Source organism: Actinomadura latina NBRC 106108 (genome assembly GCF_001552195.1).
In the GTDB taxonomy this organism is placed as follows: domain Bacteria; phylum Actinomycetota; class Actinomycetes; order Streptosporangiales; family Streptosporangiaceae; genus Spirillospora; species Spirillospora latina.
Genome location: NZ_BCQS01000003.1, coordinates 588,171 through 603,076, shown reverse-complemented (window position 1 = coordinate 603,076; position 14,906 = coordinate 588,171). Strand labels below are relative to the sequence as shown.

The following is a 14,906-nucleotide window of genomic DNA, read 5'->3' as shown; positions in this document are numbered from 1 at the left end:
GCGGATGGCGCGGCAGAAGGTGCCGCTCGCGGTAACGTCACAAGCGTGGCGGCGTTGGTTTCCGAATGGCTGACATGGCGCACGGCGATGGAGCGCGCGCTGTACGGGGAGGACGGCTTCTACCGGCGCGGGGAACGGCCGGCGGAGCACTTCCGCACCTCGGTGCACGCCTCCCCCCGCTTCGCCGCCGCCATCATCCGCCTGCTCGTCGAGGTGGACGCCCTGCTCGGGCGTCCGGACCGGCTGGACATCGTCGACATCGGCGCCGGATCCGGCCGGCTGCTGAGCAACATCCTCGCCGGTGCGCCCGCCGATCTGGCGCCTCGGCTCGCCCCGACGGCGGTGGAGATCGCGCCCCGCCCCGCCGACGTCCCGTCCCAGATCATCTGGCGGCCGGACCTGCCCCACCGCATCACGGGGCTGGCCGTGGCGAACGAGTGGCTCGACAATGTGCCGCTGGACGTGGTCGAACGCACCCCGGACGGTGTCCGGACCGTGCTCGTCGACCCGTCCACCGGCAGCGAACGCATCGGCCCCCCGCCGTCCACCGAGGACGGCGAGTGGCTGGAGCGCTGGTGGCCGCTCAGCGAACCCGGGGACCGCGCCGAGATCGGCCACCCCCGCTGCAACGCCTGGGCCTCGGTGATCGGACGGCTGTCGCGCGGGCTGGCGCTCGCCGTCGACTACTCGCACTCGCGCGAAGCCCGCCCCGTGTACGGGACGCTGACCGGCTACCGCGACGGCGCCACCGTGCCCGCCGTCCCGGACGGATCATGCGACGTCACCGCCCACGTCGCGCTGGACGCCTGCACCACCGCGGGGGAACGCGCCGGCGCCACATCCACGCTGCTCACCACCCAGCGCGACGCCCTGCGCGCCCTCGGCCTCTCCGGCACCCGCCCGCCGCTGGACCTGGCCCACCGCGACCCCCGCGCCTACCTCGCCGCCCTCTGCCATGCCGGCGAGGACGCCGAACTCACGGACACAGCGGGCCTGGGCGGCTTCGGCTGGCTGACCCAAACCGTTGGCATCCCCGTCCCGGCCGTCCTCTCGCAGTAGCAAGGGTCTCCGAAGGCAACGTCCTCCCGGCCACACCACCCGACAAGCAAACGCCGCACGTGAACCCCGAGCCACCGCTCCACCTGCCCTCCGATAAGCGAACGACACAGGCGGGCGCAGGCTCCATAAGCGGGGGCCGGAGCTCCCACGGGCCTCCCACCGTCCGATACGGAACACCCCTCCGTGGGGGTATGGCGGCGGGTCGGAAGACCTTTCGCGCTTCGGTAGGCAAGCATGCGGCTGGGCCGCCGTTGGAGGTGCGTCCGGCGTCGTCCGCGGGTCAGTGCGCGGTGGGTCGCGGGAGTCGAAACCGCTTGAGCAGGGGTCGCATGGTCGGGAAGGGTCAGCGTTCCACGTGGAGGGCCTGCAGGCCGCGCAGGACGTAGCCGGGCTTCCACTTCGGCTCCGCGGACAGGCGGAGATCCGGTGCCACGCGGAGGAGTGCACCGAACGACTCCGCGAGCTCGATGCGTGCCAGCGGGGCGCCCAAGCAGTAGTGGATGCCGAGCCCGAACGTGATGTGCGGGTTCGGGTCACGGGACAGGTCGAAGCGGTTCGGGTCGGCGAACACCTCAGGGTCCCGGTTGGCGGACGCGAACTGCAGCGCCACCTCGGAGCCGCGGGGGATGTCGACGCCGGCGACCGTGATGTCCTCCAGGACCCAGCGTTCGAACATGGGCGCCGGGGTGTCGTAGCGCAGCAACTCCTCGACGGCCGTGGGGATGAGCGACGGGTCGGCGCGGAGACGCTCCAGCTCACCGGGGTTGCGGAACAGCGACCACCAGCCGTTGCCGGTCGCGTTGACCGTGGCCTCGTGCCCGGCGTTGAGCAGCAGGACGCAGGTGCCGATCAGTTCGTCCTCGGTGAGCCGGTCGCCCTCGTCCACGACCTGGGCCAGCGCGGTGATCAGGTCGTCGCGCGGCTCGGCCCGCCGGGTGCGCGCGAGATCGCGCAGGTAGTCGGAGAACTCGACGGCGGCACGGACCGCCGCGCGCTGCACCTCCTCCGGCGGGTTCAGTTCGTACATGCCGCAGATGCCGGCCGACCACGGGCGGAGCAGGTGCCGGTCCTCGACGGGGACGCCGAGCATCTCGGCGATCACGTTCACCGGCAGCGGCTCAGCGACCTCGGCGAGCAGGTCGCCGCCGCCCTTGACGGCCAGGGCCTCGGCCAGTTCGCCGGCGAGCCGCCTGATCGTCGGCCGCAGCCCCTCCACCATCCGGGCGGTGAACGCCTTGGACACCAGGCGCCGCAGCCGGGTGTGGACGGGCGGCTCCACGTCCAGCATCCCGGCGCGGATCAGGTCCCAGAACGGTGCGAGGAAGTCGGCCTCCGCCGGCCGCCCGAACTCCTCGTGGCTCGCGATGTGGAGATACGACCGTCCGAGCCGGCGGTCCCGCAGCAGCGCGTCGACGTCCTCGTACCGGCTGATCACCCACTGGCCGGTGGGCTCATGGAAGAACACCGGCCGTTCGGCGCGGAGCCGCTCGAACGCCGGATAGGGGTCCGCCACGAACTCCGGGGCCCAGGGGTCATATGCCGCATCACTCATGTGCCGAAGATATGCGCATCCGGTCCTCCATGGCGCGCGGAGCCCTCCTCGCGGTGATGCGAGGAGGGCTCCGCGGCGGGGCGCCAGCCACCGGTTGGCTCGGGTCACCGTCTGCTCCCACTACTCGGCCGACCCGGTCCCGCGGCGGCTGGCGGGCTCACATCGGAACGGACAGACGACACGACCGCCGTGTACGCGCCATCGACCTTCCCGCCCTATTCGGCCTTCTGGTCCCACGGGGACGCGCCACCGGCCCTCCCGCCCCAAACGGCCTTCCGTTCCTAGTTGAAGGCGAACGTCGGCGGAAGTGCCCTGTGCCGGAAGAGCCCGGCGGGGACGGCGTCGGCCAGGGCCTTGTATCCGGCCGGGTTCAGGTGCAGGTGGTCACCGACGTCGTAGGCGGGGAGCAGCCGGCCGGGATCGGACGGGTCGCGTGCCGCGCGGTCGAAGTCGATCACGGCGTCGAAGCGGTGGCTCGTGCGGATCCAGGTGTTGACGGTCTCGCGCGCCCCCTCCCGGTACCCGTCCGGGTCGTCGTACATGGTGTTGCCTCCGAACGGGGTCAGCGTCGCGCCGTACACCCGGATGCCCTGCGCGTGTGCGCGGACGATGATCTGGTCATAGGCCGCGATCAGGCTGTCCGCGACCTGCTTCTGTGCTTCCGGTGCCGCTTCGGCAGTGCCGATGTCGTTGACACCTTCGAAGACGACCAGCCATTCGACGCCGCTCTGCGCCAGCACGTCGCGGTCGAGCCGGGCGAGGACGTTGGGGCCGAGCCCGTCGTTGAGGACGCGGTTGCCGCCGGCGGCCTGGTTCACGATCGCGATGTCGGACGTGGACGGATGAGACTGCAGGCGGTCCAGGAGCTGGTCCGGCCATCGGTCGTTCCGGTTGGTGGTGGAGCCCCGGCCGTCGGTGAGGGAGTCGCCGAGCATGACGGCCGCCGCTGTGGAGGACCTGGCCCACACCTCGAGGCCGCTCAGGAAGTACCAGTGGTCGGCGCGGGTGGCGCCGGGCAGGTCGGTGTCCCCGACGTGGTCACCTGCCAGCATGTAGGACGTGGTCCGCGAGCCGGGGTGGGACGTGATGTCGGTCGAAGCCTGGCCGTCCGCCAGATAGACAGTCACCGTCAGGACCGACCGCGGCGCCACCGGGAACTTCAGCGGGTCGGAGACCATCTGCGCGCCGACCGGGATCAGGACGGAAGAACGGCCGTGGAAGGTCACGGGACGGGACGTCTCCGGCTCGATCGAGCCGACGCCCGCCTGCCCGCCGGCCGGCAGCGCCACTGAGACCTTGGTGATGGGGAGCGCTGCGCCGCCGAACGCGTTGGAGAACCGCAGCCGCAGGTTCCGGCCGCCGACGGCGACACGGATGGTCTGCCGCAGCGTCGCGTCGTCGAAGACCTTGTCGTCCTGTGTGAACGGCGGAGGAGGCATGTTCCCCGGCTCGGTCAGCTGCGGCATCGACACCCAGCTGCCGACCCAGTGGCCGCCCATCTTCGGCGCTGCATGACCGCCGGCGGTGCGGGAATCGCCCTCCGCGCCCGTTAACGACGCGGCGACGAGGGCAACCGCGAGCAGGAGCACGGCGACGAGCCGGCCGGCGGGGCTCATGTTCACGCGTTGTGCGAGCGCGCCGACTCTCGGGCGTCCGGCGTGGACAAGCGGAAAGCGTCTCACCACAGGTCTCCGATCGACTCCGCGAACGAGGCGAACTATTCGAAAACTTTCGGTCAGTTTCGAACTTCCGGCTGAACGTACGCCGCGCAGAACGGCGAGTCAAGAACAACTTCCCGAAGCCTCTGGAGCCCAGATCCGCCCCGGATTCAGAGGAATGCGCCCTCCTCAAAGCTCAGAAGCCCCATTGACCTCGCCCACCTGGCGGCGTACGTTACCGAGGAAACGGGCCGATAAGTTTCGAAACTTTACCGCCACCCGCCACCCGCCCCCGCCACACCCGGCCCGCCCATCACCCCTTCGACGCGATGGCGCCGGCCGTCCGCGTTCGCCCATCCAGTTGCCGGTCGTCAGACCGGCCTTCTCGTTCAGCGGAGCAATGATGGTCAAGATCCCGCGTTCGTCCGCCCGGGCTCACCGTATGGCGGCCTCCTCGACCGCGGTGGTGGCCGCCGCTGCGGCCGCCGTCGCGATGACTCCGGCCGCCGGGCATGCGGCCGTCACCGGCGAGCACTCGAACCGGCGCTGCCCCAACGGGTACGTGGCGCTCACCTACGATGACGGGCCTACCGCCGCGACGTTGCCGACTCTCCTGGACAGGCTGCGCGACGCCGGCGCCCGGGCCACGTTCTTCAACCAGGGCAACAACGCCGAGGCCCGCCCCGACCTCGTCCGCGCGGAGAAGCGCGCCGGGATGTGGATCGGCAACCACACGAACACCCATCCGCATCTCCCACAGCTGGGAAAACCCGGCGCGTTCAGGGAGATCCTCGGCACCCAGCTGACCCTGCGCCGGTTCACCGGCCGGTGGCCCACGCTCTTCCGGCCGCCCTACGGAGAGACGAACGACCAGGTCCGGAGGGACGAGGCTCGCCTGAGAGTCCTGGAAGTCCTGTGGACGGTCGACTCCCGGGACTGGGCAGGAGCCGGCACCGACGAGATCGTGGCGGCCGCACGCACACTCCAGCCGGGCGGCATCATCCTCATGCACGACTGGGCCCAGGCGTCCGTCGACGCGGTGCCGCAGATCGTCAGTGACCTGCGCGACCGCGGCCTCTGCCCCGGCAAGATCGCCTTCACGCCGCAGAAGATCCCCTTCGGCGACACGTACTTCCATGCGACCGCAGTAGCCCCCTGGCACTCCTGACTGATTCGCCGAGCACGCTCCGGCACCGCACGCGGCGGCACGGCCGGGGGACCGGGTGGTTGACAGCATGGCTCCTTCGCCTCCCTCGATGGGCGGTCGGCCCGGCATCGGGCCGACCGGTGTCCATGGTCGGGGGCGGCGCGAAGGCATGGAAGTAGAACGGGATTCTGTGGAAAAGCCGTCAGCGGGCCCAGTGGGTGGGGTCGCCGCCGCCGCGGCGGCGGGCGGCCAGGGCCCGGCGGACGGTGCTTTCGACGATCGCTCGGGCCTCTCCGAGGTCGCGGTCGGTGGCGGCTACCTGCACCGGGCCGGGGGGCGCGTCCACGTGGACGGTGGCCAGGCCGAGGAGGCGCTGGAACGGGTTCGCGGTGAGCCGGACGCTCTGCGCGCGCGCGTGGGCGATCACATCGGTCCGACGGCAGGGCCAGCCATGGCGGGTCACGAAGACCACGTCGTCGGTACCGGCCCCGTCCGCGCGGTCGATCGCCACGGCCTTGGACGACGCGGGGACGAGGGGAACTCCGTCGACCTGCGTCCCGGGGAAGACCTGCGAGACGAGGTGCATGGCCACGTGCCGCGGCGCGACGGGGAGAAGGGTCGAGGACAGCGCCTGGCGCTCGCCCGCGTAGCCGGCGACGGTGACGTCGACCCGGGCCCAGCCGAGGCTTCGCCAGATCAGCGGTTCGACGATGCTGACTGCCTGGACGCGACCCGGAGGAAGCGTCTGCATGCGGGTCTCCAGAAGCCCGTAGCGCAGGCGGATCCCGTCCGGTGACATGGCGACCGTGAAGTTGGCGTACATCACCAGGGGTGCGATCACGGCACGGATGAGCCCGAGCAGGACCGGGATGGTGACGGCCAGCATGCCGCCCTCGGCGTACATCACGAGGAAGATGAGGGAGGCCACGAAGAGCAGGGCCGTCCCCAGGACGGGCAGCCGTATGAGGAGAGACGCGACCAGCGCACCGAAGGGGACGCGCCAGACGTGACGTTCGGGTGCCTCCGGCGTGTGGCCGGGCAGTCCGGCGGCGCGTGCGAGGAGTTCCGCACGCAGCTGCTGCGCGGACTGCCGCCCCAGGTAGCGGAGGGCGATCTCGCTCCGCTCACCGCCGGCCAGTTCCACCCGCACTTCCGCAAGGGCGAACACTCTCGTCACCAGCGGACGGACGAGGTCGATGGCCTGGATGCGTGAAAGCGGTATACGGCGTTTGTTCTTACGGAGGAGGCCGGTCTCGACGACGAGGTCGTCATTGTCGATGCGGAAACGGAGTGCGAGCCACGTCCACAGGCCCGTCCCCACCGCGATCAGTCCCATGGGGATGGTCACGATGATGAACCGGAGGATCACCTCCGGGGTGAGCGCCAGCTTGATGCCGTCCTCGGTCTGGGTCAGGAGCAGAGGGAAGCCCAGCAGGACGAAGTAGATGATGAGGAAGATGAAGGCGCGCAGCGGTGCCGTAGCCCAGTGAAGCCCGTGCGTGCCCTCAGAGAAGCGGACCGGCGGACGACGGCCAGGTGGTGGGCCGTACCCGTAAGGAGACTGCGGCGGACCATACGGCGGGCCGGGCGATCGAGGCGGCCCAGGCGGTCCGTATGGCGGCTGGGGCTGCCCGTATGGCGGCTGGGGCTGGCCGTAAGGCGGCCCTGGACGGCCTTGAGGTCCGTAAGGTCCTGGACCGGGCCGTCCCGGCGGGCCGTAGGGTCCGGGGCCAGGCGGTCCTGGTGGGCCGTAGGGGCCGCTCATAGCCCCATGCTCCGTTCCTCGCCCTTCTGCGCGAGACGGTCACGCAGGAGAGCGGCCTCAGCGGTGCGCAGACTCGGAATGGTCGCATCCGTGGCCGCGGCGGCAGTGTGCATCCGGACGGTCGCGATCCCCATCCACCGTTCGAGGAGCCCTGCCGTGACGTCCACGAACTGCATCCGCCCATAGGGGACGACGATGAGCCGCTTGACGAACACCCCGTGCGTGACGATGAGGTCGTCCGCACGCTCGGCATAGCCGTACGTCCGGCGGTCCAGTTCGGCGACCAGCCAGGTGAGGGCGACCCCCAGGACCACGGCGACGACCCACATGGCGGCGGGTATCGCGCCGCCGTTCCTCCACACGATGAACGCACCCGCAGCGCCGACGGGTATCGCCCAGAGAACGGCATTGAGAAGCCTGTGCCAGGCGTGGCGTTGGGAAATGGGCGCCCAGTGGAGGCCCCCGCCGGGTGCGAACGCCTGATCGGCCCGGTAGACGGGCGGAGGCGCCGGCTGCTCCGGCGGGTAGTGTGCCGGTGCCTGACCTGGCGGTTGACCGCCACGGCCCGGGCCGGCGGGCACGGGCGGGTGCGCCGCGCCCTGGGATCCAGGCTGCGCGGCGGGCTCGTACGGCGGTTCGCCATGGCTCGCGTTCATTGACCCCTAGTCAACCGGAAAACGAGTACCGCTCGCCATGGGACCATGAAGCGGTGATCGGAGCGGCGGAGGCGCGACCATGACCACCGAACGGATCGTCGGGATCGGTGCGGGCGCCAAGGAGCTCGCCACCGAGGACATGACCCTCAACATCGGCCCGCAGCACCCGTCCACGCACGGCGTGCTCCGGCTGAAACTGACGCTGGACGGTGAACGCATCTCGGCCGCCGAGCCCATCGTCGGCTATATGCACCGGGGAGCGGAGAAGCTCTTCGAGGTCCGGGACTTCCGGCAGATCATCGTCCTGGCGAACCGGCACGACTGGCTGTCGGCGTTCTCCAGCGAGCTCGGCGTCGTCCTCGCCGTGGAGCGGATGCTCGGCATGGAGGTCCCGGCACGCGCCGTATGGGCGCGGACCCTCCTGGCCGAGCTGAACCGCATCCTCAACCATCTGATGTTCCTCGGTTCCTATCCGCTGGAGGTCGGAGCCATCACACCGATCTTCTACGCGTTCCGTGAGCGCGAGGCAGTGCAGCGGGTGATGGAGGAGATCTCCGGCGGACGCATGCACTACATGTTCAACCGGGTCGGCGGGCTGAAGGACGAGCTTCCCGCCGGTTGGACGGCGCGCGCGCGGACGGCCGTCTCCGAGGTCCGTTCCCGCATGGGCGACATCGACGACATCATCATGGGCAACGAGATCTTCCGCGCGCGCACGCGAGGCGTCGGTGTCCTGACCCGGGAGCAGATCCTCCAGTACGGGGTCTCGGGGCCCATCGCACGTGCGTCCGGTGTGGACTTCGACCTGCGCCGGGACGAACCGTATCTCGCCTACGGCGACCTCGACGTCCGTGTGGTCACCCGCGCGGAGGGCGACTGCCTGGCCCGCTTCGAATGCCTCCTCGACCAGGTGCACGCGTCCCTCGATCTCGCCGACGCCTGCCTGGAGCGCCTCGCGGAACTCCCGCCCGGCCCGATCAACCAGCGTCTGCCGAAGGTCCTGAAGGTCCCGGAGGGCCACACCTATGCCTGGACGGAGAACCCGCTGGGCATCAACGGCTACTACCTCGTGTCGCGCGGGGAGAAGACCCCGTGGCGGATGAAACTGCGGTCCGCGTCCTTCAACAACATCCAGGTCCTCGCGGAACTGCTGCCGGGCAACCTGGTCGCCGACATGATCGCCATCCTCGGCTCGATGTTCTTCGTCGTCGGCGACATCGACAAATGACCGCCGCCCCTAGGCGCGGGAGGCGCGGCGGTCGCGTTCCTCTTCGTCCGGGTCCTTGGGCACACGGCACGCGTACTCCAGGAAGAACGCCGCGGCCACCAGGACCACGGCGGCGAGGAACGTGCCGCCGCTGACGAAGAAGTCGTGCCGGGGCGTCGGCTTGTCGAGCTGGGACGCGAGGTTCACGGCGAACCCGCCGAACACGCCCGCGATCAGGGCGGCGGTGTGCGCGCTCGCCTTGCCCAGGGCGGCCAGCCGCGCCACCGCCATGGGCTCGATCGGCTTCGGCGACTTCCGGCCGGCCTCCGGCACGCGGGACTTGTCGGGCTTGCGGCGCAGGCGGCGCAGCACGTTCCAGCCGCTGAAGGCCTCACCGAGGGCCAGCAGCAGCATCGTCGGCACCGCCGTCCACGGGAGGGGCGGCAACGAGACGTAGGCGGAACGCAGCACCGCCCAGGTGACCACCGCGACGACGACCACCAGTGCGGCGAGGAACAGCGGGCGGGACGGCTTCATGCAGGCTGCTGCAGGGACAGGTCCTCCCGCCGGCGAACGACCGACGGGCCACCCTCGGACTGTTTCGCCTGCGCCAGGTCACCGACGCGGCCGTGCCCGGCAAGCAGCACGTCCGGCTCGATGTCGGCCCATGGGACGAGCACGAACGCGCGCTCGTGCGCGCGGGGGTGCGGGAGCGTGAGGTCTGGGTCGTCGGACGAGATGTCACCGAACACGACGATGTCGATGTCCAGGGTGCGGGGCCCCCAGCGGACCTCGCGTTCCCGGCGCATGGAGTTCTCGATGTTCAGGACGCGTTCGAGCAGGTTCTCCGGCGGCAGCCGCGTGTCGGCCACCAGCACGACGTTGAGGAAGTCGCCCTGCTCGGGGATGGTCTCGCCGGGCGGCGCGAAGGGCGTGGTCTCGTAAACGGGAGAGAACGCTACGAAGCTCAGCCCCGGCGCGTCGAAGAGCGTGTCGACCGCCTCCTGGATGTTGTCCATCCGATCCCCGAGGTTGCTGCCGATCGAGAACACGACACGGTGCTGGACCAGCATGTGCCCGCCGGTGGCGGTGCGGTCGGGCATGCGGTCGGACGCTGTCATGGGCGACTCCTCCTGATCTTCACGGCGACGTCCGTGAAGGGGTGCGGCACGGGGGCGCTCGGCTTGTGAACGGTGATCTCCACCTCGGACACCGCCCTATCTTCCAGACATATAGTCGCCAGCCGATCGGCCAGCGTTTCGATCAGATTGACGGGCTCGCCCTCGACGGCCGCTACCAGGCGGTCGGCGAGCGTCCCATAGTCGACGGTACGCGAGAGGTCGTCCCCGGCGGCGGCGGGGCGGGTGTCGAGGCCGAGGAAGGCGTCCACCACGAACTCCTGGCCGAGCTCACGCTCGGCGGGCAGGCATCCGTGGCGTCCCCGCGCCCGGAGGCCGCGCAGCTCGATGCGGTCGAGACTCATTCTTCCTCTGCATCCACGACGTTGAGGACGGGTGACCCATGGTGGAGCAGGAGCCGCCACTCCCCGTCCGCCCTTACGAACACGTTCGTGGCCACGATGCTTCCTCCGGCGAGAAACCCGGCCTCGGTGTCCTCATCGGCGGTGAGGACGTTCTCCTTGCACGTCACCACGGCGTGATCCCCGTACACGTCCGTCTCGACGTCGGTGAGCACGAACTGGATGTAGGTCGTGTTGGCCATGATGAGCGCCCACGACCGCAGCACCTCGTCGCGTCCACGGAGCATCGTCCAGCCGGGATGCACGCACGAGACACCGGAGGCGTAGGGGCCGTCCGCCCACACCGCCGACATCCGGTCGAAGTCACCGGCCTCGAACGCGGCGTAGAACTCGGCGTGGACCTCGTCCACGTCGGCGCGGTTGACGGCACGGCTCATAGGCGGTGTCCCCCTTGCTGGGCGCGACCGTCCGCCGCGGCCGGTTCTGAGGTCTCGTCATCGGACGGACGGGCCGCGCTGATGGCGGCCGCCACCCGCACCGCGTCCGCGTTGGGACGGACGCGGTGGACCCGCACGCACCACGCCCCTGCCGCCGCGGCCAAGGACGTGGTGGCCACGGTGGCGTCATCACATTCGGCGAACGCACGGGGTGTTCCGTCGGGATCGGCTAGCAATTTCGTGAGGAAGCTCTTGCGTGAAGCCCCGACCAGCACCGGGTACCCGGTCGCGGTCAGCTCGCCGAGCCGCGCCAGGAGCGCCCAGTTGTGGCCGGCCTTCGGGCTCTTCGCGAAACCCAGCCCAGGGTCGAGCACGATCATCGATGGGTCGACGCCCTCCTGCAGGACGGCATCGACCCTCTGCAGAAGCTCGTCGCGCACTTCGCGGACGACATCCGCGTATACGGCGCGGGTCTGCATGTCATGACTGTGGCCACGCCAATGCATGACCACGTAGGGAACGCCTGCCGCTGCGACCACCCGGGGCATGTCCGGATCGGCCAAGCCGCCGCTGACGTCGTTCACCAACCGGGCGCCCACGCCGACGGCGGCTTCAGCCACCTCAGCGCGCATGGTGTCGACGCTGACCGGAACATTCTCGGCACTGAGCGCCTCTATGACGGGGACCACTCGGCGCAGTTCCTCGTCCCGCGACACACGCTGCGCGCCCGGCCGCGTGGACTCGCCGCCCACGTCGACGATGTCGGCGCCCTCCGCGACAAGGTCCAGCCCATGACGGATGGCCTTCTCGGGATCGAACCAGGCTCCGCCGTCCGAGAAGGAGTCCGGAGTCACGTTGACCACGCCCATGACGAGGCAGCGCCCTGGCGCGGGCAGCCCCCGAACTACGGCATTGGTCATGTCACCCAACCCTATGCCTTGGAGGCAGGCTCTCAACGCGCCGCCTCGACGGGCCGATCACGCCCGTCCCGCCGCTCGCGAAACAGCAGAACGGGCCTCAGCGCGACGCTGAGGCCCGTTCAGACGGTCAGGGGCTCCGAGGGAAGGGCGGACGGGCGCTAGCGGCCCAGGATGAGGCTCATCGCCTCGGACCGGGTCTCGGCGTGATCGCGGAAGTCACCGCGCACCGCCGACGTCACCGTCTTCGCGCCCGGCTTCCGCACACCGCGCATCGTCATGCACAGATGCTCCGCCTCGATCACCACGATCGCGCCGCGCGGCTCCAGCACGCTCATCATCGCGTCCGCGACCTGGCTCGTCAGCCGCTCCTGCACCTGCGGCCGGCGGGCGTACACGTCCACCAGCCGGGCCAGTTTCGACAGACCGGTGATCTGGCCCTTCTTGTTGGGCGTGTACCCCACGTGGGCCACCCCGTGGAAGGGCACCAGGTGGTGTTCGCAGACGGAGTAGACCTCGATGTCCTTCACCAGGACCATCTCTTCATGGTCGGCGTCGAACACCGTGGTGAGCGCGTCCTCCGGCGTCTGCCGGAGGCCGGCGAACTGTTCGGCGTACGCGCGCGCCACCCTCGCCGGGGTGTCGCGCAACCCGTTCCGGTCGGGGTCCTCCCCGATGCCGATCAGGATCTCGCGCACCGCCTTCTCGATACGCGCATGGTCGAAATGCCCGCCGTGCAGGGTCTCGCCCGGCGGGTCATTCGACATCGGCGCCTCGTCGTACGGAATCGCCAAGACGGTCAGCTCTCACCCGGGGCCGGGTCGACCACATCGGAGGTCACGCCGCCCTGGCCGTTGTTCTTGGTCAGGTCCGTGACATCCTGCGGGCCGAGCAGGGCCAGCTCCTTGGGCGAAAGCACCGGCGGACGGTCGGACGGGAGGCGCTTGCCGTAACCGGTGTAGGAGTTCTGGTGCGGCCGCTTCTGGATCGGCGCGAAGATCTCCAGGACCATGTCCTTCGACAGGGTCTCCTTCTCCATCAGGTTGACCACGAGCTCGTCCAGGACGTCCCGGTACTCCACGAGGATCTCCCACGCCGTGTCGTGCGCGGCCTCGATGTAGCGGCGGACCTCGTCGTCGATCGCGGACGCGATGTCCTCCGAGTAGTCACGCTCGTGCCCCATGTCGCGGCCCAGGAAGACCTCGCCCTGACCGGAGCCGAATTTGCGCGCGCCCAAGCGCTCGCTCATGCCGTACTCGGTCACCATGTTCCGGGCGATGGAACTGGCCTTCTCGATGTCGTTGGCCGCACCCGTGGTCGGCTCGTGGAACACCAGCTCCTCGGCGGTGCGCCCACCCAGCAGCATGGCGAGCTGGTCGTTCATCTCGGAGCGCGTGGTGAGGAACTTGTCCTCCATCGGGAGGGTCATGGTGTAGCCCAGGGCCCGTCCTCGCGGAAGGATCGTCACCTTGTGCACGGGGTCGGAGTTCGGCAGCGCGTGCGCCACCAGAGCGTGCCCGCCCTCGTGGTAGGCGATGATCTTCTTTTCCTTCTCCGACATCACGCGGGTCTTGCGCTCCGGCCCGGCCATGACGCGGTCGATGGACTCCTCGAGGGTGTCCATGTCGATCAGCTTGCGGTCGAAGCGGGCCGTGAGCAGCGCCGCCTCGTTGATGACGTTGGCGAGGTCGGCGCCGGTGAAGCCGGGGGTGCGGCGCGCGATGATGTCGAGGTCGACGTCCTCCGCGAACGGCTTGCCGCGGCCGTGCACCCGGAGGATGCCCTTGCGGCCCTCAAGGTCGGGACGGTCCACGGTGACCTGCCGGTCGAACCGTCCGGGACGCAGCAGGGCCGGGTCCAGGATGTCGGGCCGGTTCGTCGCGGCGATCAGGATCACGCCGCCCTTGACGTCGAAGCCGTCCATCTCGACCAGCAGCTGGTTGAGGGTCTGCTCCCGCTCGTCGTGGCCGCCGCCGAGCCCCGCGCCGCGGTGCCGGCCGACGGCGTCGATCTCGTCGATGAAGATGATCGAGGGGGCGTTCGTCTTGGCCTGCTCGAACAGGTCGCGGACGCGGGACGCGCCCACGCCGACGAACATCTCCACGAAGTCGGAGCCGGAGATCGAGTAGAACGGCACGCCGGCCTCGCCGGCCACGGCGCGCGCCAGCAGCGTCTTACCGGTGCCGGGCGGGCCGTACAGGAGGACGCCCTTCGGGATCTTGGCGCCGATCGACTGGAACTTCGCCGGGTTCTGCAGGAAGTCTTTGATCTCTTCCAGTTCTTCCAGGGCCTCGTCGGCCCCGGCCACGTCGGCGAAGGTGGTCTTCGGGGTGTCCTTGGTGATGAGCTTGGCCTTGGACTTGCCGAAGTTCATCACGCGAGAGCCGCCGCCCTGCATCTGGTTCATGATGAACAGGAAGATCAGCACGATGACCACGATGGGCAGCAGGCTGAACAGCAGGTTCAGGAAGAAGCTCTGCTTGGGGACATCAACGTTGTAGCCGCCGGACAGCTTGCCCGCGTCGGCCTGCTTCTGCAGCTGCTGCTGCAACTGGAGTCCTTGGCCGTCGACCCAGGACGCCTGCTGCCGCTTGTCGTTGTGGAGGGTGACCTCGATCCGCTGGTCCTTGTCAACGATCTTGGCCGACTTCACCTGGCCCGTGTTGATCTCCTGGACCACCTTGGAGGTGTCCACCTTCTCGAACGAACGGCCGGGGTTGACGCCCCACATGACGAGGGCGACCAAGATGCCGAACAGCAGGATCCACAGCAGCGGCCCGCGAAAGTAGCGCTTCACGTCCATTTATCCGGTTACCCCTAGGGGGCCCGTCCCTCCTGACAACGTCTGTGTGCGATCCCCGCCCGTCCCGGGGGGACGAGCGCCACTGCGACCAACAATGCGTCCAACGAAAGGCCCGTCGCCCGGGGCTTCGGACCCACCCTGGCGGCTTCCCTCATATGGCTCCCCGAACCCAGGTCCGGGACACCGACGGTACACCGCAGGCGCAGGAGACGCAGCCGACGCCGT

General features: G+C 69.7%; 14 protein-coding genes. 3 read left to right on the top strand and 11 right to left on the bottom strand.

Annotation, left to right across the window (positions count from 1 at the left end; genetic code table 11):
* Positions 1-45: 45 nt before the first annotated feature.
* Positions 46-1,059, top strand: a complete 1,014-nt coding sequence (locus AL2_RS03595; protein WP_312032847.1) for an SAM-dependent methyltransferase — start codon at positions 46-48, stop codon at positions 1,057-1,059.
* 343 nt (positions 1,060-1,402) lie between these two features.
* On the opposite strand, the gene AL2_RS03590 is transcribed toward AL2_RS03595, so the two are convergent.
* Positions 1,403-2,611, bottom strand: coding sequence for a cytochrome P450 (locus AL2_RS03590; protein ID WP_067629068.1), 1,209 nt, complete (start codon positions 2,609-2,611; stop codon positions 1,403-1,405).
* A gap of 281 nt (positions 2,612-2,892) precedes the next feature.
* On the bottom strand, positions 2,893-4,227 hold the full coding sequence (locus AL2_RS03585; RefSeq protein ID WP_067630217.1) for an SGNH/GDSL hydrolase family protein: 1,335 nt from the start codon (positions 4,225-4,227) through the stop codon (positions 2,893-2,895).
* 484 nt (positions 4,228-4,711) lie between these two features.
* On the opposite strand from AL2_RS03585, the gene AL2_RS03580 reads away from it, so the two are divergent.
* On the top strand, positions 4,712-5,437 hold the full coding sequence (locus AL2_RS03580; RefSeq protein ID WP_210747661.1) for a polysaccharide deacetylase family protein: 726 nt from the start codon (positions 4,712-4,714) through the stop codon (positions 5,435-5,437).
* A 181-nt stretch (positions 5,438-5,618) separates the two neighbouring features.
* Here the strand turns inward: AL2_RS03580 and AL2_RS03575 are convergent, their stop codons facing one another.
* On the bottom strand, positions 5,619-6,764 hold the full coding sequence (locus tag AL2_RS03575; RefSeq protein ID WP_245666297.1) for a PH domain-containing protein: 1,146 nt from the start codon (positions 6,762-6,764) through the stop codon (positions 5,619-5,621).
* Between the two features lie 413 nt (positions 6,765-7,177).
* Entirely contained in the window at positions 7,178-7,543 is a 366-nt protein-coding gene (locus tag AL2_RS38995) for a PH domain-containing protein (protein ID WP_245666296.1), read from the bottom strand.
* Positions 7,544-7,916: 373 nt separating this feature from the next.
* On the opposite strand from AL2_RS38995, the gene AL2_RS03565 reads away from it, so the two are divergent.
* Positions 7,917-9,065, top strand: coding sequence for an NADH-quinone oxidoreductase subunit D (locus tag AL2_RS03565; RefSeq protein WP_067629066.1), 1,149 nt, complete (start codon positions 7,917-7,919; stop codon positions 9,063-9,065).
* 9 nt (positions 9,066-9,074) lie between these two features.
* On the opposite strand, the gene AL2_RS03560 is transcribed toward AL2_RS03565, so the two are convergent.
* The 7 genes from AL2_RS03560 to ftsH form a co-directional block, all read right to left on the bottom strand.
* Complete coding sequence (locus tag AL2_RS03560) at positions 9,075-9,581, bottom strand: DUF3180 domain-containing protein (protein WP_067629064.1); 507 nt, start codon at positions 9,579-9,581, stop codon at positions 9,075-9,077.
* Positions 9,578-10,165: a 2-amino-4-hydroxy-6-hydroxymethyldihydropteridine diphosphokinase gene (gene folK, locus AL2_RS03555; RefSeq protein ID WP_067629062.1), complete on the bottom strand. Its 588-nt coding sequence runs from the start codon at positions 10,163-10,165 to the stop codon at positions 9,578-9,580. Before folK ends, AL2_RS03560 begins: the two co-directional genes overlap by 4 nt.
* Entirely contained in the window at positions 10,162-10,527 is a 366-nt protein-coding gene (folB, locus tag AL2_RS03550; protein ID WP_067629060.1) for a dihydroneopterin aldolase, read from the bottom strand. Before folB ends, folK begins: the two co-directional genes overlap by 4 nt.
* Entirely contained in the window at positions 10,524-10,961 is a 438-nt protein-coding gene (locus tag AL2_RS03545; RefSeq protein WP_067629058.1) for a nuclear transport factor 2 family protein, read from the bottom strand. Before AL2_RS03545 ends, folB begins: the two co-directional genes overlap by 4 nt.
* On the bottom strand, positions 10,958-11,881 hold the full coding sequence (gene folP, locus AL2_RS03540) for a dihydropteroate synthase (protein ID WP_083945890.1): 924 nt from the start codon (positions 11,879-11,881) through the stop codon (positions 10,958-10,960). Before folP ends, AL2_RS03545 begins: the two co-directional genes overlap by 4 nt.
* A 158-nt stretch (positions 11,882-12,039) precedes the next feature.
* Complete coding sequence (gene folE, locus AL2_RS03535; RefSeq protein WP_067630205.1) at positions 12,040-12,645, bottom strand: GTP cyclohydrolase I FolE; 606 nt, start codon at positions 12,643-12,645, stop codon at positions 12,040-12,042.
* 32 nt (positions 12,646-12,677) lie between these two features.
* Complete coding sequence (ftsH, locus tag AL2_RS03530; protein ID WP_067629056.1) at positions 12,678-14,681, bottom strand: ATP-dependent zinc metalloprotease FtsH; 2,004 nt, start codon at positions 14,679-14,681, stop codon at positions 12,678-12,680.
* Positions 14,682-14,906 lie beyond the last annotated feature (225 nt).

What these genes read in the sequence shown, in the direction of transcription:
- ftsH (WP_067629056.1), bottom strand. Translation starts at nt 14,681, where the DNA reads ATGGACGTGAAGCGCTACTTTCGCGGGCCGCTGCTGTGGATCCTGCTG.
- AL2_RS03585 (WP_067630217.1), bottom strand. Translation starts at nt 4,227, where the DNA reads ATGAGCCCCGCCGGCCGGCTCGTCGCCGTGCTCCTGCTCGCGGTTGCC.
- AL2_RS03565 (WP_067629066.1), top strand. Translation starts at nt 7,917, where the DNA reads ATGACCACCGAACGGATCGTCGGGATCGGTGCGGGCGCCAAGGAGCTC.
- AL2_RS03590 (WP_067629068.1), bottom strand. Translation starts at nt 2,611, where the DNA reads ATGAGTGATGCGGCATATGACCCCTGGGCCCCGGAGTTCGTGGCGGAC.
- folP (WP_083945890.1), bottom strand. Translation starts at nt 11,881, where the DNA reads ATGACCAATGCCGTAGTTCGGGGGCTGCCCGCGCCAGGGCGCTGCCTC.
- AL2_RS03560 (WP_067629064.1), bottom strand. Translation starts at nt 9,581, where the DNA reads ATGAAGCCGTCCCGCCCGCTGTTCCTCGCCGCACTGGTGGTCGTCGTC.
- folE (WP_067630205.1), bottom strand. Translation starts at nt 12,645, where the DNA reads ATGTCGAATGACCCGCCGGGCGAGACCCTGCACGGCGGGCATTTCGAC.
- AL2_RS03545 (WP_067629058.1), bottom strand. Translation starts at nt 10,961, where the DNA reads ATGAGCCGTGCCGTCAACCGCGCCGACGTGGACGAGGTCCACGCCGAG.
- AL2_RS03580 (WP_210747661.1), top strand. Translation starts at nt 4,712, where the DNA reads ATGGCGGCCTCCTCGACCGCGGTGGTGGCCGCCGCTGCGGCCGCCGTC.
- folB (WP_067629060.1), bottom strand. Translation starts at nt 10,527, where the DNA reads ATGAGTCTCGACCGCATCGAGCTGCGCGGCCTCCGGGCGCGGGGACGC.
- folK (WP_067629062.1), bottom strand. Translation starts at nt 10,165, where the DNA reads ATGACAGCGTCCGACCGCATGCCCGACCGCACCGCCACCGGCGGGCAC.